Here is a 20,622-nt window from a genome sequence, read left to right on the forward strand (position 1 = left end):
TGAAAATGGTGGAGCAGGATTTAACACAGTTGATCCGGCAGGCAAAAGCAGGAGATACAGATGCGTTTGCCGTGCTGGTGGCCCGGTTTAAAGGGGAGGTGTTCCGGCATGCATATGCCATGACAGGCGACCGGATGGAAGCGGAAGATATCGCCCAGGAAGCATTTGTGAAAGCCTGGTACGCCCTGGATAAACTGGAACATGCCTATGCTTTTGCCTCCTGGATGTCGAAGATCGTCTCTCATTTATGCTATGACCGGCTGAAAAAAATGCGAAAAAAAGTGGATCTTCAGGCGGAAATAGAAGAGGAGCCGCTTAGGAGGCCAACTTCCAATATCGACAACGCCAATTTGAGATTTGACATCCGCAGCGCGATGGAAAAATTGTCGCCGGAACACCGGGCAGCGATCGTATTGCGCGATATCCAGGGCTATTCCTATGAAGAGATCGCAGACATCTTGAACATCCCGCTTGGTACCGTCAAGTCGCGCATCAACACAGCGAGAAATATTTTGAAAAAAGAACTTTCAAGAGGGTGATCACATGGAAACACACGTCCGGGATTTATTGCCGGCCTTCATGGATGATGCGTTAAGTGAAACGGACCGAAAAAAGGTTGAAGCCCATCTTGCCCTTTGCCCGGATTGCCGCCGCGAACTGGAAGAATTGGAGGCGGTCCAGGCGGAAATCAGCCGTTTTTACCATTCGGTTGAGGTGCCGGGAATCCAGTTTGAAAAGGCGGTTCTGGCTAAAATTATGCCGCAGGAAAAATTGGCGATGCATTACCGCGTGTTTGTCTGGTTCTTTGCGGTTTGCTGTGCCGCTTCTGTGCTTGCCACCTACCCGGTGATGAGAAAACCGTTTTATGTCGGCATGAATATTTTTCAGGCCCTCTTCAATATTCTTTCAAGCGGCTTTCATATTGCGCTTTCCATTCTTTCCGCGCTCCCGGCTTTGTCTGCGGGGATTATGGTGGTGATAGCGGTGATTTTGGCCGTTTGTATCTGGATTTTGTTTGGCCTTCTCACCATGAAGCCGGTGAAGGAGTAGGGGATGGAGAAAAAAATGAAAGCCGCAAAAATATTGATTTGCTTATTGTCCTTGCTCCTGCTTTTTCTGAGCGCAGGGGCGGGTTTCCACCCTGCGTTTGCAAAGGAAAAAAGAATGAGAATCATCATCCACGACCGGCATACGGTCATCCCGAAAAATGAAAAAGTCGAAAATGTCGTTGTGATCGGGAATAACGCGACCGTCAGCGGATATGTCAAAACAGCCGTCATTGTGATCAATGGGAATTTGAATATTCGTAAGTCAGCGGATATCCGCGGCTCTGTATTTGTGCTCGGTGGAAATATCAAACAGCAGCCGGGTGCCCGTGTAACGGAACATGTCCTATCTATCAATATGAACAATAAAACGCTTGACAGTATGATTTTTGCCGCTGTCATGCTTCTTGCCCTCTGGTTTTTCCGGCTTTCCGCAAGCCTACTGTTGATTGTGTGCACTGTTTTGTTCGGCTTAGTCGCGAAAAAACCGTTTTTTTCTGGGATTCGGTCCTTCTACACGCGGCCCGGAAGGATGATCATTACCGGCTGCCTGCTGTCGCTTGTCGTCCTTGCGCTCAGCCTGTTTTTGACGATTACAGTGGTATTAATACCGGTTGTCCTTCTGTTATGCCTTGCTGTTTTTGTATCCCTCCTGGCAGGACTCGTGTTTCTTGGCCGGGAAATCGGTAGCACCTTTGCCGTTTTAAACGGCAGGCAGGAATGGCTGAAACTGTTAACGGGTGTGACGATCCTGATTGCCCTTTGCAGCATCCCGCTCGTCGGGGAAGTCATTTTCCTGATTTTGTTCTGGTACTCGCTCGGGCTTTCGGTCACATGGCTATTTCAAAAATGGAGAAACAGGAAAAAACATGCGGCCGCAAAATAAGGAGCCGCATGTTTTTTTGTGAGTACCCGGTTGCGTTTTTTTGCCTGTCCTTGTTGAAAAAAAATTCCAAACGGGGTTTTTGTTTCCGAAAAAAGCCTTGCCTGTTTCTTTTTTTCGAAGCAAATTTTTACAGTGTTTTCCATAATTCGTTTAAATGGAAGAGTAGGAAAACAATGACCGCAAATTTTTATCGCCTATAAATGAACTTTTCTTTTACCCTCAAAGTCTATTGTATTGTATCGAAAGAGGCCGCATGAGAAGGAGAAGCGGCGCGTTTTCTGTAAACAGACCGAAAAGCAGGGGGGAAAAGAGAATGGCCAACAAGAAAAAAGACAAAGTGTTGATATTAACAGGCGCTTTTGGGGAAGGGCATTTGCAGGCCGCCCGGGCAATTGAACAGGCGATGAAAATTCGTTCCCCAAAAGCAGACCCGGTTGTCGTCGATTTCATGGAATGGGTCCATCCCACCTTATTCCCGGTCAGCCACTATGTTTATATGAAAGGTATTGAAAAGTTCCCGAATCTTTACGGGTATTTGTACCGTAAAACGTATGGAAGGAATGCCCTGTCAAAAACATTGACCGGCTTATTTTCAACGGGGATGAGAAAGACGCTGCGGATGCTCGAAACGATACGCCCATCCGTTATTGTCAGCACCTATCCTTTTGCGTCTTCTATGATTTCAAAATTAAAGGAATACGGGCTTACGGATATTCCGCTCGTTACCGTCATTACCGACCATACGCACCACAGTTCATGGCTGCACCCGTACACAGATCACTATGTCGTTGGTTCGCATATGTTGCGCCGGCAGTTGATCAGGCTCGGCATTCCCGGCCGAAAAATTTCCTGTACAGGGATCCCGATTAAACCGAGTTTCCTGAAACCGGTGAACAAGCAGGCTTTGTACAAAAAATACGGCCTCGATCCGGCGTTACCGGCCGTGCTTGTCATGGGCGGCGGGGAAGGCCTGTTCGGAGACGGGCTGTTCACGGCTGAAAAACTGGACGAGGTACCTTTCCGCATGCAGCTGTTGATCGTGTGCGGGCATAATGAAAAACTACGCGCCCGCCTGATGGATGATCTGAAAGGGACGAAGCATAAGGTTTTCGTGCTCGGCTATATTGATTATGTGCGTGATTTAATGGCTGTCTCGGACGTGATGATTACGAAACCGGGCGGCGTGACAACAGCGGAAGCATTGGCCATGGAACTGCCGATGATTTTATACAAAGCGCTGCCGGGCCAGGAAGAAGATAACGCAGCCTTTTTAACACAAGCGGGCGCAGCAGTTGAGGCAGCAGATGAAGGCACGTTAATCCGGTGTTTAGCCCGCCTGAATGAAAACAGGGCACAGCTTGCGAAGATGAAAAGAAACACGCTATCGATTCAAAACAGAGAGGCCGCTTTTCGGGTGCTTTCCGTTATTGACCAGGCGAAATATGCACGGCTCATTCATGCGTCTGATCCGGAAATGCCGGATACCGCGCACGGAAAGTATGCAAGGATGCGAAAAAAGGCTTTGCTTGTGCATCACCCGCATGAATCTTTGGATGAAAGGAGCGGCACGGTTTGGAAGTCATCATCTGGGTATTGATTTTATTCATTCTCATATATGCTATTATTCCATATGTTTTAGCGGCCAAACTCGGTTTTTGGGTATGTTGGAAAGGAAAAAAAGATGCGGAGATTGCGCTCACCTTTGATGACGGGCCGGACCCGGTCTATACGCCGGTACTGCTTGATCTTTTAAAGCGGGAAAGAATTAAGGCCACTTTCTTTCTCGTCGGGGAAAGGGCGGCCCGGTATCCGGAACTCGTTTTGCGCATGTCGCGTGAAGGGCATTGTATCGGCCTTCATAATTATAAGCACCAGTGCAACTGGCTGATCAGCCCTTGGAAAAATGCGCGCACGCTTGAGCAGTCGGCACGGATTATTGAAAACATCACCGGCGAGAGACCGGTTTTTTACCGCCCGCCGTGGGGAATGATGCATCTGCTGGACTTTTTTCTGCACAAGCAGTTCCGCATGGTGCACTGGTCGAAAATGTTCCGCGATTGGAAGAGAAAAGGCGGTTCGGAAAAGGTTTCAAACGGCCTGATCACCCGGGTGGAAAGCGGCGATGTGATTTTGCTGCATGATTGCGGCGTCACGCCGGGCGCAGATGAGGATGCCCCGCAGTATACAATTGAAGGTTTGCGGGTTGCGATTCCGGCATTAAAAGCGCGCGGCTTCCGGTTCGTGCGGATGGACGAAATGTTTGACAAACATTCTTCTATCAATACCAGCTATAGAAGAAAGGAAATGGAGCCATGAATGAGAACGCCAGATTGTTTTTTATGGTCCACAACTTGTCAGGGCATGACAAATTACTGGATGACATCATGATTTTTTTTACACAGGATGCCTTGCCGCTTTTTGCCGCTGTTTTATTGATTGTGTGGTTTTTAGGCAATGATAGAATGAAAAACATGGTACTTTATGCTGGCATTGCCGGTATTGCCGCTTTGCTGGTCAATTATTTGATTACGCTTGTTTATTATGAACCGCGGCCATTTGTCACGTATCATACCAGCATTTTAATTCCGCATGCGGCCGACGACTCATTTCCGAGCGACCATGCGACAGGCACGTTTGCCATGGCTTTCGCCTTATGGGTGCGGAACCGGAAACTCGGATTAGCGATGATGCTCTGTGCCGTTTTGACCGGCATTTCCCGTGTATGGGTCGGGCACCATTATCCGGGGGATATTGCGGCAAGCATTATTGTTGCCTTGTTCACAGTATGGACCATCCAAAAAATGAAAGGGTTGTTTGACCCGGCTTTTAGCACGCTGATCGGCTGGTATCATGACATATGGGCGAAAATTACAAAAAAAGGATATAAATGACCCGGCAAAATCTATCGAAAAGAGGGCGGGACACCATCTAGCACTGTGCCCTGTCACTCTAAATCAATTTAAAAGACGTTGCGGCACGAATCGAAATGGTGCCTCAACGTCTTTTGTATTTTATATCTATATAGGGCTTGCTGAATAAGCGAAATTCCTAGATTTGGAAAGGATGCTGACAGCTTTGGCAACCATTTAAATGCAAAGGTTTTACAACAAATCCAGGGAAATGCCTGCACGCGAAAGCCGATTCAACGTATGGAGAAGACAAACTCACGCATTTTCGCATATATTTTGCGATGGAGTTTGCAGACAAATTGGGTACAAATTCAGAACCGGATTCGTTCAGCAAGCCCTATATAAAGTGAACAAAATGTTGCCGCTCTTTTGCCTGCCGCAAAAAGTCATCATCCGGCAAATTGGTGCGCGGGCTTGATGCAAAAACTGAAGAGCATTTTATAAATGTGCATTTAGCGGCACCGCAAACCTTCATCCGCCAGTTATTTCCTCGAAACAGCCGCCTCTACTTCGCTCATCGGAATGCCGAGTGCGCGCGCGACGCCCTCGCCGTATGCCGGATCTGCATAATAACAGTTCGTAATATGGCGGAGCTGGACTTCTCTTGTCGTTCCCTGCATATTGCGGGCGGTGTTTGCAAACAGTCGTTGCTGTTCTTCCGGCGCCATCAGCCTGAACAGTTTGCCGGGCTGTTCATAATAGTTGTCGTCATCTTCACGGAAATTGTGATAGTCAGCCGTACCTAAAATATCGAGTGCCGGTTCTGCGTGCTCCTTGCTGTCTTCCCATTCGCCGTAACTGTTCGGGCTGTATGAAACGGAACCGCCTTCAGCCGGATTGAAAACCCGCATTGCGCCATCGCGGTGGTACGGATGGAAGTGTTCCGCTTTTTTCGGATAGTTGACAGGAATTTGCCAGTGGTTGACGCCTAACCGGTAACGCTGCGCATCGCCGTAAGAGAAAAGGCGGCCCTGCAGCATTTTATCCGGCGAGAACCCGATGCCCGGCACAATATTGGTCGGGGCGAACGCGGCCTGTTCGACTTCTGCAAAATAGTTTTCCGGGTTGCGGTTCAGTTCCACGATACCCACTTCAATCAACGGAAAATCTTTATGGTACCATACCTTTGTTAAATCGAACGGATTATACGGAAGGTTTTTCGCCTCTTCTTCCGTCATCACCTGGATGTACATCGTCCAGCGCGGATAGTCGCCGCTTTCAATCGCTTCGTACAAATCGCGCTGATGGCTGTCGCGGTCGCGGCCGATGATTTCCTGTGCTTCTTCATCCGTCAGGTTTTTGATGCCCTGTTGTGTTTTAAAGTGGAATTTGACCCAGACGCGTTCATTGTTTGCGTTGAACATGCTGTACGTATGGCTGCCGAACATATGCATATTCCGGTAGCTTGCCGGAATGCCACGGTCGCTCATCGTAATCGTTACTTGGTGGAGCGCTTCAGGAAGCAGCGTCCAAAAATCCCAGTTTGCCTGTGCACTGTGCATATTGGTGCGCGGGTTGCGTTTGACGACATGGTTCAAATCCGGGAAACGTTTCGGGTCTCTGAGGAAAAATACAGGCGTGTTGTTCCCGACAAGGTCCCAATTGCCTTCTTCTGTGTAAAATTTCATGGCCGTTCCGCGGATATCGCGTTCGGCATCCGCCGCGCCGCGTTCGCCGGCAACGGTTGAGAAACGGATGAACATATCGGTTTTTTTGCCGACTTTTGAGAAAAGTTTTGCCTTCGTATATTTCGTTATATCGTTTGTCACCGTGAATGTCCCGTAGGCGCCGGAACCTTTTGCATGCATCCGCCGCTCCGGGATCACTTCTCGGTCGAAGTGGGCCAGCTTTTCAATAAACCAGACATCCTCCATCAATAACGGCCCTCTTTTGCCGGCGGTTTTTGAATCTGTGTCATTCGGAACCGGGGCACCGAATGCAGTTGTCATTTTTTTGTTGTCTTTTTGATCACTCATCATTTTCCCACCTTTTGCTATTTTGATGTCTATATTATAACTGATTCATTATAAAAATCAATATTTATTTATAATAAATTTAAAGTAAAGTTTTTTATATCAAAAGAAAAGGGGTGGAAATAGAAGTGAGATAGAAATTTTCTATTTTCATTTTCGATATTTAATTCTCAATTGCGGAATAGGAAAGGGAGAAAAAGCGCTTTTGGACGCTTTTTCCGGCCGGGATGATGCCGCCTGCTTTTAATAGTGGCTTTGCCGGGCATTTTTTGGTATAAATAAGTTAAACGACTGGATAAGGATGAATCATATGCTGAATGAGAAGCCAAACCTGGAGAACGATGCATCTTTTCATATTCCGGAAAGCGGTTTATTATACATACAAAAAACGCAGGCTGTCATTGAATATATGACGCAGAAATCCTGTGTATACGAAGTTCTTTCCGAGTATTTAATGATTCCGTTTGAAGCAAAGGATACTTTATTTGATATCATAAAAGATATGCCCGAAACGGTTGATCTTTTCACCAGTGTCCATCCGTCCGGATCCGGATTTTCGACGCTCTCCCTGCCGCTTTCTCAATTGAAAGAGCGCATCCGCTATGAGATGCTTGTGAAAGTGATTATTTCCGGCAGCCTGACGAGTTATTTTCAGCCGATCATCCGCATTCAGGACAACCAAATATACGGCTATGAATCTTTGCTGCGCACCCGTTTGCCGAACCGGAACATTCCCCCAGGCCTGTTATTTGATGCCGCCCATAAAACCGGGCTGCATTCGTTATTGGATTTGCGCGCCAGGGAAGCGGCACTGAAAGCCCGTGTTGAGAAACTGCCCCGCGGCGTGAAGAGCTTTATCAATTTTTTGCCCGCTTCGATTTATGATTACAAGTTTTGCTTGCGGCATACGTTCACTTTGATTGAACAGTACGATATTTCCCCCGAGGACCTTGTCTTTGAAGTCGTGGAAACCGAGAAGATCAACGATGTCCACTTTTTAAAAAAGATACTCGGGATTTACCGTGATCTTGGCGTCAGCGTGGCGCTTGATGATCTCGGTTCGGGGTACGCAACGCTTGAAACTTTGAAAATCTTAAATCCGAACTATGTGAAAATCGACCGTTTTTTTATTTCCCATTGCGACGAGAATAAGGTCAAACAGCGCTTTTTGCAGGAAGTCATGGAAATTGCGGGAGAAACCGGTATTTATGTGCTAGCGGAAGGAATTGAACGCGAAGAAGAACTGCTCTATTGCAAATCGATCGGCATGCATTTGGCGCAAGGGTACTATATTGGAAAACCCGCTCCCGAACCCGCTGCGATCATTCTTGGGGGAAATTAGGGGCTTTCGGGTTTTGCAATGGCCGTTTTTGTAGCGTTTGCTAAAAAATGAATCTTCATTGCGTTTACGAGGCTGGACCTGAAAGATAGGTCGGCTTTTTTAATTTCTTCAGCAAGGATGCGAATCAGCGGACCTGGCAAAAAAAGAGAAACTAGCCGTACAGTGAGGTCAAATTGTTCTTTTGCGTGATGTAAAAGGACCAAAAGGAGTCGCGTTTGGGTCCGAAATGTCTTTTTGAAGCTGTCAAAAGGACAAAACACGTTGCATCCGGGTCTGAAATGTCCTTTTGAAGCTGTCAAAAGGACAAACGGAGCTGAATCCTGGCTCGAAATGTCCTTTTGAAGCCGTCAAAAGGACAAATTGACCTCCACCCGGGCCCAAAATGTCTTTTTGAAGCTGTCAAAAGGACAAAACACGTTGCATCCAGACCCGAAATGTCCTTTTGAAACTGCCAAAAGGACAAACGGAGCTTCAGCCGGGCTCGAAATGTCCTTTTGAAGCTATCAAAAGGACAAAAGGAGCAGCATCCGGGTCTGAAATGTCTTTTTGAAGCTATCAAAAGGACAAAAGGAGCAGCATCCGGGCTCGAAATGTCCCTTTGTAGCCGTCAAAAGGACAAAACACGTTGCATCCGAGCCCGAAATGTCCTTTTGAAGCCGTCAAAAGGACAAAAGGAGCTGCATCCTGGCTCGAAATGTCCTACTTGGGGCTTGGTGAACGAATCCGATTCTGAATTTGTACCCAATTTGTCAGCAAGCTCTTTTTCAAAATATAGAAGAATCCATCTTTAACCCTTGCACATTGTATTAAGTTTTTCCAAATCTAGGAAGTTTGGTGATTCAGCAAGCCCTATGTTAAGGAAGCGTGGAAAAAAGAAGACCTTCCTTCACATAGAGCACGTCTACGTTAAGGAAGCGTGGAAAAAAGAAGACCTTCCTTCACATAGAGCGCGTCTACGTTAAGGAAGCAAGCAAAAACGAGGGTCTTCCTTAACATAGGGCACGTCTACGTTAAGGAAGCATGGAAAAAAGAAGGCGTTCCTTCACATAGAGCGCGTCTACGTTAAGGAAGCGTGGAAAAACGAAGTCCTTCCTCAACATAGACCCCGTCTACGTTAAGGAAGCATGGAAAAACGAAGCCCTTCCTTAACATAGACCCCGTCTACGTTAAGGAAGCAAGCAAAAACGAGGGTCTTCCTTCACATAGGGCACGTCTACGTTAAGGAAGCGTGGAAAAACGAAGGCCTTCCTTCACATAGAGCGCGTCTACGTTAAGGAAGCGTGGAAAAACGAAGGCCTTCCTTCACATAGAGCGCGTCTACGTTAAAGAAGCACGAAAAAAAACCGGCCTCCAGCATTCTTACCAAATCTAAGAATTTTGCTTATTCATCCCTACTTGAAAGAAGCTAAATCGAACAGGAACCGGGGTTTGCAGATAAATCCCGGCTTTCCCAAGTTTTGCCGGATCCGAACGCAAGCGCCGGTGCAGCTTCCATTGATGCAAAAAAAGAGGTTGCCCCCCGGCAACCTCTTTTTTCATACTTCTTCCGGATGTTTTTCTTTTTTCCTGAACTTCATTAAAAATTCGTAGACAACCGGGACGATGATCAGCGTCAGTAAAGTGGAGCTGGTCAAGCCGCCAATTACTGTGATGCCGACCCCTTTCGAAATGAGTCCGCCGCCGCCGTAGCCCAGAGCAAGCGGGATCAGGGCAAAGATTGTTGCGAAGGCGGTCATTAAAATCGGCCGCAGCCTTGTTGCGCCTGCTTCAAGCAATGCTTCGCGGGTGGACAGCCCCGCCTTTTCTTTATGCACCACCCGGTCGATCAGCACGATGGCATTCGTCACCACGATGCCGATCAGCATCAGGGCGCCGATCATGGCGGTGACGCTGATCGTTTCATGCGCCAGGAACAGGGCTATGAGTGCACCGATCACGGCAAATGGCAGCGAGAAAAGAATGGTAAACGGCGCGAGGGCCCCGCCGAATGTAATCACGAGCACAAGATAAACGATCGCAACAGCAGCCAGCATCGCATAACCGAGCTTTGTAAACGAGTCATTGATGTCTTCCGTTACGCCGCCGGTTTCGACATGGATGTATTTTGGAATATCGAGTTTATCCACTTTGTTTTGAACTTGTTGTGTCACTTTCGCAACGTCAGCTGTCTTGATCTTGCCGGTTACACTGGCATAGATTTTGCCGTCCCGTTTCGAGACTGCATCCGGTGTTTCGCCTTTTTTCACGTCCACGACATCCTTTAGCGCTACTTTTGTGCCGAGGGGCGACGTGACTTTTTGATTGGTCAGATCGCCAATATTGTCGTAATGCCCGGTTTTGTTCTGTTCGTAAACATTTAATTCTTCTCCGCCTTTTTCAACGGTTGTAAGCACGGTCCGGTTGCCGGTTTGCGCAAGGCCGGTTCCGAGCTGGCCGGCTGTTAACCCGAGAGCAGCCAGTTTGTTCTGGTTGGCGACAAGCGTGTATTGCTGATAAGTTTCGGAAAGGCTGGTTTCAACATTTTTCAAGTTGTCATTGTTTTTCATGACTTTTTCAATTTTATGGATGACCGGTTTGATTTCATCCAGATTGTTGCCATAGACATACATCGTTAAATCATCATTCGACATAGATGCGAAGTCCTGTGATTTCCATGTACCCTGGTCCGTCCTTTGTTGCAGGGCTTTAATGACTTTTTCCGGTTCGCGGTCGAAATTTTTGGTATCCTGGTCATATTCGACAACAAAGATGGCGGAGTTGCTGTTGGTGCTGAAAGCCGACTCCCCAATGGAATATTGCACATTTTTTACATTTTTACGGTGGATTAAGTAATCCTCCGCTTTTCCTGCTATCTTCTTCACATCGGAAAGGGTTTCCCCTGGTTCCGGCGCATAGGTGGCATACACGACTTTCTGGCCTTCGTTTTCAATAAAGCTGACGCCGATAAGCGGGATTAAAAACAAACTACCGATAAGAAGCAGGCATGCGATGCCGAACGTGACCAGCTTATGGTTGAGCGACCAGTTCAGAATCTTTTTGTAAAATAAAGCGATCCGGCCGTGCCCTTCGTTCGTAGTCCGCGTGTTTTTCTTCAACCCGTTCTTAAATAACGAATGGGCAAACATCGGCACCACCGTGATCGCCACAAGAAGCGATGCTAGCAAGGCAAAAATTAGCGTCAGGGCAAACGGCATGAACAGTTCCCCGACCATCCCTCTCACAAGTGCAAGCGGGACAAAGACGATGACGGTTACGATCGTGGAAGACATAACCGGTTTAAAAACTTCAACCGTCGCTTCACGAATCAGCGCTTTTCCGCGCAGTTTTTCTTCCCGCAACGTCAGGCGTCTGTAGATATTTTCAATGACGACAATCGAGTCATCAATAACGCGCCCGATTGCCACCGTCATGGCTCCGAGTGTCATCACGTTTAATGTGATGTCAAGCTGGTGCAAAATAATAAAAGCAATCAGCACCGAGAGCGGGATCGAGATGACCGCGATAATGGTGGAACGCACATTCCGCAAAGACAGCAGGATGACCACAATCGCAAATACGGCCCCGATGATTGCTTTTTCGAACATCGTTTTGACGGAGTCTTTGATAGGTGTTGCCTGGTCCAGAATGGTGGAAATTTGTGTGCCTTTATAGTCCGCTTTAAACTGTGCGGCTTTTTTATTTACTGCATCGGCAACATCCACCGTGTTTGCATCCGGAGCTTTTGTAATTTGGATGCCGATTGAATCTTTCCCGTTCGTTTTAGAAATCGATTCATGCTTGCCGACAACTTTGATATCGGCAATCTCTTTTAACGCAACGGTTGGCATACCGACGTTGGCTTGCGTCGCTTGCGTTCCGGCATTCGCCGGTTGCTGCGCCCCTGAAGCGTGCGCACCCGAGGCCTGCGTTCCTGAAGTCTGCGCCGCATTTGGGGATTGTGCCCCTGAAGCCTGCGCGGCTGCGGACGAAGCGGAAGCTGCACCCGTTTTCGGGGTGTACGGGATTTTCAGATTCTCAAAATGCTTCAGCGATTTCACGTTTCCATCGATTTCTACCGATTTGTTTTCTTTTCCGAAGTTGATGAGGCCGAGCGGTACCGAAACGTTTGCGCCCTGGATCGCTTTTTTGACAGTGTCCTCATCGAGCCCCAGTGCATTCAACTTGTCCTGTTTAAAGGTCAGCTGGACTTCCTGCACGTACTGGCCGGAAGCCTGCACATCGGACACGCCGTCAATGCTCTGCAGTTTTGGAACAAGATCCTCTTCGACAATTTTCGTTAAGTGCTGAAAAGACCGGCTTTTATCCGACACACTTAAAGACAGGATCGGAAAATCATTGATGCTGATCCTTGTTACGGACGGCTTGTCAATATTATCCGGCAGGTCCACTTTTTCGAGCGCATCCTGGATGTCTTTTTTCGCTTGATCCATATCCGTGCCATATTTATACTCAAGCTGGATCTGGGAATTGCTTTCCGTCGAGGAAGTGGAGACCGTATTGACGCCGGTGAGGTTTTTCAGCCGTTGTTCGATCGGTTGCGTAATTTTATTTTCGACTTCTTCCGGTGTGGCACCCGGATCAGAGGCTGTCACCAGCATGTATGGCGCGTCGATATTCGGAATGGTTTCCATTTTCATATTCATGCCGGCATAAATCCCAGCACCCGCCACAATGAGGGTCATCAGCCAAATGGCAAATTTGTTGTTTAGGCAAAACTGGATGATCTTCTTCACAGTGTTTACAACACTCCTTTGTCTTTTCGTTCTAGAGCCGGATAGAAATGGGCTAGCCTATCTCCATTATAGTTATACCTTTAAACCCAAAAATGCGCCAGTATTTTCCGGCATCTTCTATAGATACAGGATAGAATTGCAGTACTTGATGGATCGCTTAGAAAAAGAGCGGAGCTTTCGGAAGGAATATTGGATAAAGAAAGGGTTGCCTAAAAAAAGAAGGTTAAAGCCTTTGGTGCGGCTCAACCTTCTATATAAAATGAACAAAATTTCTTTAGCTCTGTTGCCTACTGTAAAAAGTAGTCATGATGCAAATTGGTGCTCGGGCTTGAGTAAAAACTTAAGTTTATTTTATATATCTATACCCTCAGCCTCTATCGGCTGTTATTTCCGCGCATGCCTGAAAAAATTTTAAACAGCAGCACAATGGCGGCGATGACAAGCAGAAGGTGCACAAAAGCGCCGGCGATGTGAAAAACAATGCCTAAAATCCAAAGTACGAGCAAAATCCCAATAATTGTCCAGATCATATAGCCTTTTCCTTTCTAAATTAAAGTACTTTTATGTTACCCGTTCCGTTGCTTTTCAAACGCTTGCCTGCATGTTTGCCAGGCGTGGTGTAAGGGAAAGATACAGGAAAACGGGAGGGTTATAATGAAAAAAAGCGGAAAGAAATGGCTGTCTTATGGGTTGCTTGTCTTAATTGCCATTTATGCGGCTGTCATGCTGTACCATACATATAAGCCGCTGCCAAAAGGGATTTCCTATGAAGGCAGAACATATAACGTTCACGATCAAGACATCCGTTTTCTTTCGGATTTAACATACCGGGAAAAGGGGACAGGAAAAAGAAAGGTGGAGCAGACCGTCTATCCTGAAATTTACCGGATGATTGACCAAGCCCATCAATATATCGTCGCCGATCTCTTCCTTTTTAACGGCTACCATGATCAAAAGATGAAAGTGCCGCCGCTTGCTGAGAGGCTTGCAGACCGGCTGATTGCCAAAAAAGAAAAAGAACCTGGTATCCGCATCATCGTCATCACCGATCCGATCAATACTTCTTACGGGTCCCATGAAGCTGGCATTTTAAAACGGCTAAAGGAACATGGCATCCGTGTGGTCTTTACGCATTTGGACTCGCTGCGTGACCCGACGCCGCTTTATTCCGGGATTTGGCATATGTTTTTCCAGTGGTTCGGCCAGGGCGGGACCGGCTGGCTGCCAAATGCTTTCGGGGACAATGCGCCGAAGATGACGCTCCGCTCGTATCTTGAACTTTTTAATATTAAAGCGAACCACCGCAAAACGTTTACGACTGAAAACGGCACGGTCATTGCATCCGGCAACCCGCATGACGCAAGCGGCTGGCATTCCAATATCGCTTTTCTTGTAAAAGGGCCGGTCATTCGGGATGTTCTGGAATCGGAGCAGGCGGCTTCCGATATGTCGGACGGCCCGGAGCTGCCGCAATACAAAGGGAAAGAGAGGGGAAAAGGCAGGATTGCCGTCCAGCTGTTAACGGAGGGGAAAGTTTACGACCGGATGATGAAAGAAATCAAGGCGACAAAAAAAGGCGATTCGATTTCGATGGCGATGTTTTATTTGGCTGACCGGAAAGTGGTCCGTGCGCTTGAGAAGGCATCTTCCCGCGGCGTCCGCATCCGGCTTATCCTCGACCCGAATTTAAACGCGTTCGGGCATAAAAAAATCGGGCTTCCCAACCAGCCTGTTGCACAGGAACTCGTAAAGAAAACGGATGGAAAGATCAAAATCCGCTGGTATAATACCGGGCTCGAGCAATTCCATCCGAAGCTGGTCTGGATTGAAAAGCCCGGCCGCTCGCTCTTTTTCGGCGGGTCGACCAATTTAACGCTTCGCAACCTGGACGATTATAATTTGGAGACCGATTTATTTGTGAAGGCACCGAATGATGCGGCCATCACAAAAGAGATCCGCCGGTACTTCGGGCGGCTGTGGAACAATGAAGACGGCGCTTTTACCGTCCCGTACAAAAAACACGAAGGCTTCTCCACTTATTTGTTAAAAGTCCTTTACCGCCTCCAGGAAGTGCTGAAACTGACAACGTATTAAAAAAGACCCGGAACGCCTTCCCCGGCTCCGGGTCCTTTTTTTACAATACGACATGATTTAAAAATTCGCGTACTTCTTCCGGCGACTTTGCATTTGCACTGTGCAGATGCGCTTTTTTCTCGCCGTTTTGGAAAACGAGCAGGCTCGGAATCCCCATCACCTGGTTTTCATCCGCAATCGCTTGGAACGCGTCGCTGTTGATTTCATACCATTTATATTGCGGATAGTCCTTGATCACATCACCAATAAACAGATTCATCACTTTGCAATCCGGACACCAATCTGCATAAAATTTCACGATAACCGGTGCTTCTCCTCCCGTTACCGTTTTAAATTCTTCCGCACTTTTAATCGCTTCCACTCCAGACCATCTCCATCCTTTCATCATTCTTTCTTATTGTATATAGAGCGGCAGAGGAATTTCAACATTTTTCAACCTGCCAAAGAAATATTTCCAAAACGAAAAGGATTGTGCTTCTTCACGTATGATGTATAATAAAGCTTGTATGAAAAAATGATGGGGGTCAGTTGTTTTGAAGGATCCGTATCATTTATTTTATTTTACGGCCGGCGGTTCCGGCATTGAGAAGTCAGGTGATGGAATTGTCTTCGCGGGATGAAGGTTCTAAAATTGATTACGGGCTGGTTTTAACGCTGATGTTGTTCTGCATTGTCAGCCTTGTTGCCATTTATACGGCTGACAGCAGCTTTCTGATAAAACAAGTCATCAACTATGTGGTCGGCGCGATCATTATCGCATTGGTGATCCGCCTTGACTCCGACCAGCTGAAAAAAATATCGTGGTACGGTTACGGGTTCGGGATTTTGCTGTTGATTTTGCTGATCCTGGCACCAGCCAGCATTGCCCCGGAGCGTAATGGGGCGAAAAACTGGTTTGTGTTTCCGGTAATTGGGACATTCCAGCCTTCTGAAATCATGAAGCCATTTTTAATTTTAGCAATGGCGCGCCTTATTTCCGATCATAATGAAAAAGTGCTGAACCGGTCAGTAAAATCGGATTTCTGGCTGTTTGTGAAACTCGGCATCTGCTTGTTTGTGCCGCTCATGTTGACCATTGGGCAGGATTTGGGAACGTCACTTGTGTTTATTGCGATATTTTTCGGGCTTGTATTTGTGTCAGGCATCACATGGAAACTATTGCTTCCGATTTTTAGCAGCGGCGCGGCACTGGCAGGATTGATTTTTTATCTCGTCCTCTGGCAGCCGGCACTTCTCGAAAAATATCTTGGCGTCCGTTCGTACCAGTTTGGCCGGATCTATGCCTGGATTGATCCTTATAACTATTCCAATACAGACGGCTACCACCTGATTCAGTCCCTTTTGGCCATTGGTTCCGGCCAGACGTTTGGAAAGGGGCTTGGCACAACTGAAGTGAGCCTTCCGGAAAACCAGACGGACTTTATTTTCAGCGTGATCGGCGAGCAGTTCGGCTTTATCGGCGGGAGCATTGTTATTGGCCTGTTTTTTATGCTTATTTACCATATTATAAAAGCAGGGCTTGAGACGAAAAATGATTTTTATTCCTACATTTGCGCAGGCGTCATTGCGATGATTACGTTCCATGTGTTTGAAAATATCGGCATGACGATCCAGGTGCTGCCGATTACCGGGATCCCGCTGCCGTTTATCAGCTACGGGGGGAGTTCGCTGATGGGGAATATGCTTGCGGTCGGATTTATTTTTTCAATCCGTTACCATTACAGAAAATATATGTTTTCTAACGAAAAATAAAAAACAGGCGGCATCGTGCCGCCTGTTTTTTGCGGCTATTGCACCTGCCCGCCGTACGGGAATTGCGAAGCGTAGCCTTGGTGCTGCTGGAAAGACTGTTGCAGTTTTTGCTGTTCTGCCGCTTCCATACTGTACCAGCCTTTTTGGAACATCGTCTCATACAATTTGCGCTGCTCATTCTGCGTTTCCGTAAAAATGGTCAGAAGATCGCGATACAGTTTTTCGTGGCTCGCTTCGTTCATAGCAGTATTATAAGAAGCGGTCATATATTTTTCCATCGAAAGCAGGTCATTGGCAAGATCGCGGTCGTTCATTTCTGGTGTTTCAGGAAATTGTGTCTTCGGGTTTTGAATTTTTTGCTGCTGCTGTTGTTGGGAATCCAAATGTTGTACCTCCTTTTTTAAAATGGTCGTATTATGCGCGTTCCGCATTTAGGTATCTCTGCCGCGAGACACGTGCAGATTCGCCTGCCAGGGCTCGGACGGGGCAGCGCCCGTTTTCCGTTAATCACGGTTGCCGGGGCGGCCAATTCAGGCCGGGAAGTGCGGTTGCCCCGGACGGACAGCCTGCTTTTTTCTTTGGCCCGAGCTGTGCGCGCATTCCGGAGCGGGGTGCCTGCCCCTTTCCGGGTGCGAACGCATGCCCTTTATGAACGGGAAAAGCAGGGTTCGCTTTTTGTGGCAGGCTGGCATTCGTTTTTGTTATTGCAAGTGGCTTTTCAAATGCCCCAAAATCTGGTTGTAGTGGCGCTGGTGCATTTGCCCGCATGCTTCAAAAACAGCTTTCAATTCATTGTCCTGGCAGCGCGTTGCCGCATCATGCGCTTTTTTCATCGCCAGCAGATTCCAGGCCAGCATATCATCCACATAGGCCAAATCTTTTGTTGACATACGATCGGGCGGAGCGTTGTAAACCGTTTGCCCGTTTTGCTGTTGTGAAAAAGGCTGTTGTTGCATTCCATTTCCTCCTTTATCCAAGTCTTCCTTTATTGTTTGAATGAGCTGCGGATCCTATGCAGCCGCCTGCTTATTTTTTGTACTGGTTGTTTTGGCTGTTTACTTTTCCGCCGCCGTCACGCTCCACTGTCGGGCCGGCATTGCCTTTTACGCTTGCCGCGCTCACACCCGCTTTTGACGGATTTTTCTTTAGTTTTGCCATTGGTTCACCTCCCCACGCTTTTCGTTTAGCTTGCCCAAAACGGCTAGACATATAAAAAATTTTAAAAAATGGCGATTTTTTGAGATGAAGTGATTGATAGAATGAAAAAATTCGTATATATTATTATTAAAGATGAAAGCGTTATTTTTTTTAGCGCTTAATGAATGAGCATTCATTCAAAAAGAAAGGGGATGCACTATGCGGTATACCATTCAAAAAGCGGCTGTCATCGGTTCCGGTGTAATGGGATCGGGCATCGCCGCACATCTGGCAAACATCGGGATTCCGGTACTTTTGCTCGACATCGTCCCGAATGCACTCACGGAAGCAGAGAAAGCAAAGGGGTACACATTGGAGGACAAAACCGTCCGAAACCGCTTCAGCCAGTCTGCGCTGCAGAAGCTGTTAAAACAGAAACCGGCCCCGCTTACATCGAAAAAGAGCCTGGCGCTTATTGAAGCGGGCAACCTGGAAGACGATCTTGAACGGCTGAAAGAAGCCGACTGGATTATTGAAGTGGTAACAGAACGTTTGGATATTAAAAAATCAGTATTCGAAAAAGTGGAACGCTTCCGCCGGCCGGGAACCATTGTAAGCTCAAACACGTCCGGCATTTCGATCGAAGCGATGGCGGAAGGGCGGAGCGAAGATTTCAGAAAGCATTTTCTCGGGACCCACTTTTTTAACCCGCCGCGCTATTTGAAATTGCTCGAAGTGATTCCGACCGCTGACACCGACCCGGACGTCACTTCATTTATGAAACAGTTCGGCGAAGATGTGCTCGGAAAAGGTGTCGTGCTTGCAAAAGATACGCCAAACTTTATTGGCAACCGCATCGGTACATACGGCCTGCTTGTCACCGTGCGGGAGATGATGAAAGGCGGCTACACGGTCGGCGAAGTCGATTCCGTGACAGGCCCGGTGATCGGCCGGCCAAAAAGCGCAACGTTCCGGACGCTCGATGTGGTCGGGATCGATACGTTCGTCCATGTTGCGAATAACGTGTATGAAAAAACGGAAGGCGAAGAAAAAGAAGTTTTTAAAGTGCCGGCATTCATGCACAAACTCGTTGAAAACGGCTGGCTTGGCAGCAAAACCGGCAAAGGCTTTTATGAAAAAAAGGAAAAGAAATCTATGAATTAAATCCGGAAACGCTGGAATACGGCGAACGCACGAAAATGAAAGCGGCTTCTTTGGAAGCAGCCCGGCAGGCAAAAGGAACTGCCAATAAAATCAAAACGATTGTGTATGCGGATGACCGTGCCGGACGGCTGCTCTGGAATATTCTCGCGCCTTGCCTTGTGTATTCGGCAGAACTTTCAGGCGAGATTGCCGATGATATTCTCGCCATCGACCAGGCGATGAAATGGGGCTTCGGCTGGAAATTCGGCCCGTTTGAAACATGGGATGCAATCGGCGTTGAAAAATCTGTGCAAAAAATGGAGCAGGACGGCCTTCAAGTGCCCGGCTGGGTGAAAGGCATGCTGGAAAAAGGCTTCACGTCTTTTTACAAAGAAGAAAACGGCGTTGTCTCGTACTATGACAATGGAGCATACAAGCCGCTCCCAGCCAATCCGAAAGCAATCAATCTCAAAGCTTTGAAAACGCAGGGCAAAGTGCTGAAAGAAAATGCCGGCGCAAGCTTAATCGACATCGGCGACGGGGTGCTGCTGCTTGAATTCCACTCAAAGAGCAACGCAATCGGGCTCGACATTTTGCAAATGATCAATTATGCCGTGGACGAAGCAGAAAAGCATTACAAAGGAATTGTGATCGGCAACCAGGGCAAAAACTTCTGTGTCGGCGCAAACCTTGCTTTGATGCTGATGGAAGCGCAGGATGACAATATTTTTGAACTTGACATGGTCGTCCGCCAGTTCCAGAACACGATGATGAAGATCAAATACAGCCAAAAACCGGTTGTCGCGGCACCGTTTGCGATGACTTTGGGCGGCGGCGCGGAGGTATGCCTGCATACGGCGCATATCCAGGCGGCAAGCGAAACGTATATGGGTCTTGTCGAAACCGGTGTCGGCCTGCTTCCGGGCGGCGGCGGTAACAAAGAGCTGTACATCAAGCATTTGAAAAACATTCCGGAAGGCGTACAGTTTGACTTGCAAAATGTCGTGAACAAGGTATTTGAAACGATTGCAATGGCGAAAGTGTCCACTTCTGCTGAAGAAGCGCGCGAGTCCGGCTTCCTTGACCGGACGGACGGCGTCAGCTTTAGCCAGGACCATCTGATTTATGATGCAAAACAGGCTGTGCTGCGCCTTGCTGACGCAGGGTACAAACCGCCTGTCCGCGAAAAAGTGCCGGTCACAGGTGAATCCGGTTATGCGGCGCTGTTGCTCGGGGCCCAGCAAATGCATCTGTCGGGCTATATTTCCGACTATGACCTTGAAATCGCGAAAAAGATCGCCTTTGTGCTTTCAGGCGGAAAAGTGCCGTTCGGGACAAAAGTAGATGAACAATACTTGCTCGATTTGGAAAGGGAAGCGTTCCTGAGCCTGATTGCACAACCGAAAACGCAGCAGCGGATGCAGCACATGCTGTTAAAAGGAAAACCGTTACGGAATTAAAGCCACACGGATTGGCGAATGCCGGTCCTCTGGCAGGAAAAGATCCCGTCCAAATTTTTCACATACAACATAAAGGGGTTCTCCCAAGGAAAGCGGCTGTATATGGGAAAACCCCGATTCATCACCCCAGGCGGTGATGAAAGGGCC

At 47.7% G+C, this 20,622-nt stretch carries 16 protein-coding genes and 1 pseudogene; 10 read left to right on the forward strand and 7 right to left on the reverse strand.

Going from position 1 to position 20,622, the window contains the following annotated elements; genetic code table 11:
• Positions 1-5: 5 nt before the first annotated feature.
• The 6 genes from ABR335_RS05180 (at position 6) to ABR335_RS05205 (ending at position 4,823) form a co-directional block, all read left to right on the forward strand.
• Positions 6-539, forward strand: coding sequence for an RNA polymerase sigma factor (locus ABR335_RS05180; protein WP_014097504.1), 534 nt, complete (start codon positions 6-8; stop codon positions 537-539).
• 4 nt (positions 540-543) lie between these two features.
• On the forward strand, positions 544-1,050 hold the full coding sequence (locus ABR335_RS05185; RefSeq protein WP_017552009.1) for an anti-sigma factor family protein: 507 nt from the start codon (positions 544-546) through the stop codon (positions 1,048-1,050).
• Between the two features lie 3 nt (positions 1,051-1,053).
• Positions 1,054-1,932, forward strand: coding sequence for a hypothetical protein (locus ABR335_RS05190; RefSeq protein ID WP_013860166.1), 879 nt, complete (start codon positions 1,054-1,056; stop codon positions 1,930-1,932).
• Positions 1,933-2,245: 313 nt separating this feature from the next.
• Positions 2,246-3,529 carry an MGDG synthase family glycosyltransferase gene (locus ABR335_RS05195; protein WP_014097506.1) on the forward strand — a complete coding sequence of 428 codons (1,284 nt, stop codon included), beginning with the start codon at positions 2,246-2,248 and terminating at the stop codon, positions 3,527-3,529.
• Positions 3,505-4,248 (forward strand): polysaccharide deacetylase family protein, encoded by a 744-nt coding sequence (locus tag ABR335_RS05200; protein ID WP_350346640.1) that lies wholly within the window; start codon positions 3,505-3,507, stop codon positions 4,246-4,248. The genes ABR335_RS05195 and ABR335_RS05200 overlap by 25 nt, the downstream gene beginning before the upstream one ends.
• Positions 4,245-4,823: an undecaprenyl-diphosphatase gene (locus tag ABR335_RS05205; RefSeq protein WP_350346641.1), complete on the forward strand. Its 579-nt coding sequence runs from the start codon at positions 4,245-4,247 to the stop codon at positions 4,821-4,823. Before ABR335_RS05200 ends, ABR335_RS05205 begins: the two co-directional genes overlap by 4 nt.
• A 500-nt stretch (positions 4,824-5,323) precedes the next feature.
• On the opposite strand, the gene ABR335_RS05210 is transcribed toward ABR335_RS05205, so the two are convergent.
• The gene (locus ABR335_RS05210; protein ID WP_014097509.1) at positions 5,324-6,817 is read right to left on the reverse strand and encodes a catalase; all 1,494 of its coding nucleotides are present in this window, start codon (positions 6,815-6,817) and stop codon (positions 5,324-5,326) included.
• A 307-nt stretch (positions 6,818-7,124) separates the two neighbouring features.
• Here ABR335_RS05210 and ABR335_RS05215 point away from each other — a divergent pair, with 307 nt between their 5' ends.
• The gene (locus tag ABR335_RS05215) at positions 7,125-8,156 is read left to right on the forward strand and encodes an EAL domain-containing protein (RefSeq protein ID WP_035189616.1); all 1,032 of its coding nucleotides are present in this window, start codon (positions 7,125-7,127) and stop codon (positions 8,154-8,156) included.
• A gap of 1,535 nt (positions 8,157-9,691) precedes the next feature.
• Here the strand turns inward: ABR335_RS05215 and ABR335_RS05220 are convergent.
• Both ABR335_RS05220 and ABR335_RS05225 read right to left on the reverse strand, forming a co-directional pair.
• Positions 9,692-12,889 carry an efflux RND transporter permease subunit gene (locus ABR335_RS05220; RefSeq protein WP_026683847.1) on the reverse strand — a complete coding sequence of 1,066 codons (3,198 nt, stop codon included), beginning with the start codon at positions 12,887-12,889 and terminating at the stop codon, positions 9,692-9,694.
• A gap of 374 nt (positions 12,890-13,263) precedes the next feature.
• Positions 13,264-13,419: a lmo0937 family membrane protein gene (locus ABR335_RS05225; protein ID WP_014097513.1), complete on the reverse strand. Its 156-nt coding sequence runs from the start codon at positions 13,417-13,419 to the stop codon at positions 13,264-13,266.
• Positions 13,420-13,543: 124 nt separating this feature from the next.
• Here ABR335_RS05225 and ABR335_RS05230 point away from each other — a divergent pair, with 124 nt between their 5' ends.
• On the forward strand, positions 13,544-14,983 hold the full coding sequence (locus ABR335_RS05230; protein WP_014097514.1) for a phospholipase D family protein: 1,440 nt from the start codon (positions 13,544-13,546) through the stop codon (positions 14,981-14,983).
• Between the two features lie 40 nt (positions 14,984-15,023).
• Here ABR335_RS05230 and ABR335_RS05235 read toward each other — a convergent pair whose 3' ends face one another.
• A complete protein-coding gene (locus tag ABR335_RS05235; RefSeq protein WP_014097515.1) occupies positions 15,024-15,344 on the reverse strand; it encodes a thioredoxin family protein in 321 nt (106 codons plus the stop codon).
• 236 nt (positions 15,345-15,580) lie between these two features.
• Between ABR335_RS05235 and ABR335_RS05240 the strand changes: the two genes are divergently transcribed.
• On the forward strand, positions 15,581-16,735 hold the full coding sequence (locus ABR335_RS05240) for an FtsW/RodA/SpoVE family cell cycle protein (protein ID WP_014097516.1): 1,155 nt from the start codon (positions 15,581-15,583) through the stop codon (positions 16,733-16,735).
• 35 nt (positions 16,736-16,770) lie between these two features.
• On the opposite strand, the gene ABR335_RS05245 is transcribed toward ABR335_RS05240, so the two are convergent.
• The 3 genes from ABR335_RS05245 to ABR335_RS05255 all read right to left on the reverse strand — a co-directional run bounded on the left by ABR335_RS05245 (position 16,771) and on the right by ABR335_RS05255 (position 17,893).
• On the reverse strand, positions 16,771-17,118 hold the full coding sequence (locus ABR335_RS05245) for a spore coat protein (protein WP_014097517.1): 348 nt from the start codon (positions 17,116-17,118) through the stop codon (positions 16,771-16,773).
• Positions 17,119-17,436: 318 nt separating this feature from the next.
• Positions 17,437-17,691, reverse strand: coding sequence for a hypothetical protein (locus ABR335_RS05250; RefSeq protein WP_133536911.1), 255 nt, complete (start codon positions 17,689-17,691; stop codon positions 17,437-17,439).
• 70 nt (positions 17,692-17,761) lie between these two features.
• The gene (locus tag ABR335_RS05255) at positions 17,762-17,893 is read right to left on the reverse strand and encodes a YuzL family protein (protein ID WP_013860151.1); all 132 of its coding nucleotides are present in this window, start codon (positions 17,891-17,893) and stop codon (positions 17,762-17,764) included.
• Positions 17,894-18,091: 198 nt separating this feature from the next.
• Between ABR335_RS05255 and ABR335_RS05260 the strand changes: the two are divergent.
• A pseudogene (locus ABR335_RS05260) lies at positions 18,092-20,475 on the forward strand (3-hydroxyacyl-CoA dehydrogenase NAD-binding domain-containing protein).
• Positions 20,476-20,622 lie beyond the last annotated feature (147 nt).

This window comes from Heyndrickxia faecalis (genome assembly GCF_040267745.1).
GTDB lineage: Bacteria > Bacillota > Bacilli > Bacillales > Bacillaceae_C > Weizmannia > Weizmannia faecalis.

Excerpts from the sequence above, each read along its gene's own strand:
- ABR335_RS05180 (WP_014097504.1), top strand. The coding sequence starts at position 6 with ATGGTGGAGCAGGATTTAACACAGTTGATCCGGCAGGCAAAAGCAGGA.
- ABR335_RS05185 (WP_017552009.1), top strand. The coding sequence starts at position 544 with ATGGAAACACACGTCCGGGATTTATTGCCGGCCTTCATGGATGATGCG.
- ABR335_RS05190 (WP_013860166.1), top strand. The coding sequence starts at position 1,054 with ATGGAGAAAAAAATGAAAGCCGCAAAAATATTGATTTGCTTATTGTCC.
- ABR335_RS05195 (WP_014097506.1), top strand. The coding sequence starts at position 2,246 with ATGGCCAACAAGAAAAAAGACAAAGTGTTGATATTAACAGGCGCTTTT.
- ABR335_RS05205 (WP_350346641.1), top strand. The coding sequence starts at position 4,245 with ATGAATGAGAACGCCAGATTGTTTTTTATGGTCCACAACTTGTCAGGG.
- ABR335_RS05210 (WP_014097509.1), bottom strand. The coding sequence starts at position 6,817 with ATGAGTGATCAAAAAGACAACAAAAAAATGACAACTGCATTCGGTGCC.
- ABR335_RS05215 (WP_035189616.1), top strand. The coding sequence starts at position 7,125 with ATGCTGAATGAGAAGCCAAACCTGGAGAACGATGCATCTTTTCATATT.
- ABR335_RS05225 (WP_014097513.1), bottom strand. The coding sequence starts at position 13,419 with ATGATCTGGACAATTATTGGGATTTTGCTCGTACTTTGGATTTTAGGC.
- ABR335_RS05230 (WP_014097514.1), top strand. The coding sequence starts at position 13,544 with ATGAAAAAAAGCGGAAAGAAATGGCTGTCTTATGGGTTGCTTGTCTTA.
- ABR335_RS05240 (WP_014097516.1), top strand. The coding sequence starts at position 15,581 with ATGGAATTGTCTTCGCGGGATGAAGGTTCTAAAATTGATTACGGGCTG.
- ABR335_RS05250 (WP_133536911.1), bottom strand. The coding sequence starts at position 17,691 with ATGCAACAACAGCCTTTTTCACAACAGCAAAACGGGCAAACGGTTTAC.
- ABR335_RS05255 (WP_013860151.1), bottom strand. The coding sequence starts at position 17,893 with ATGGCAAAACTAAAGAAAAATCCGTCAAAAGCGGGTGTGAGCGCGGCA.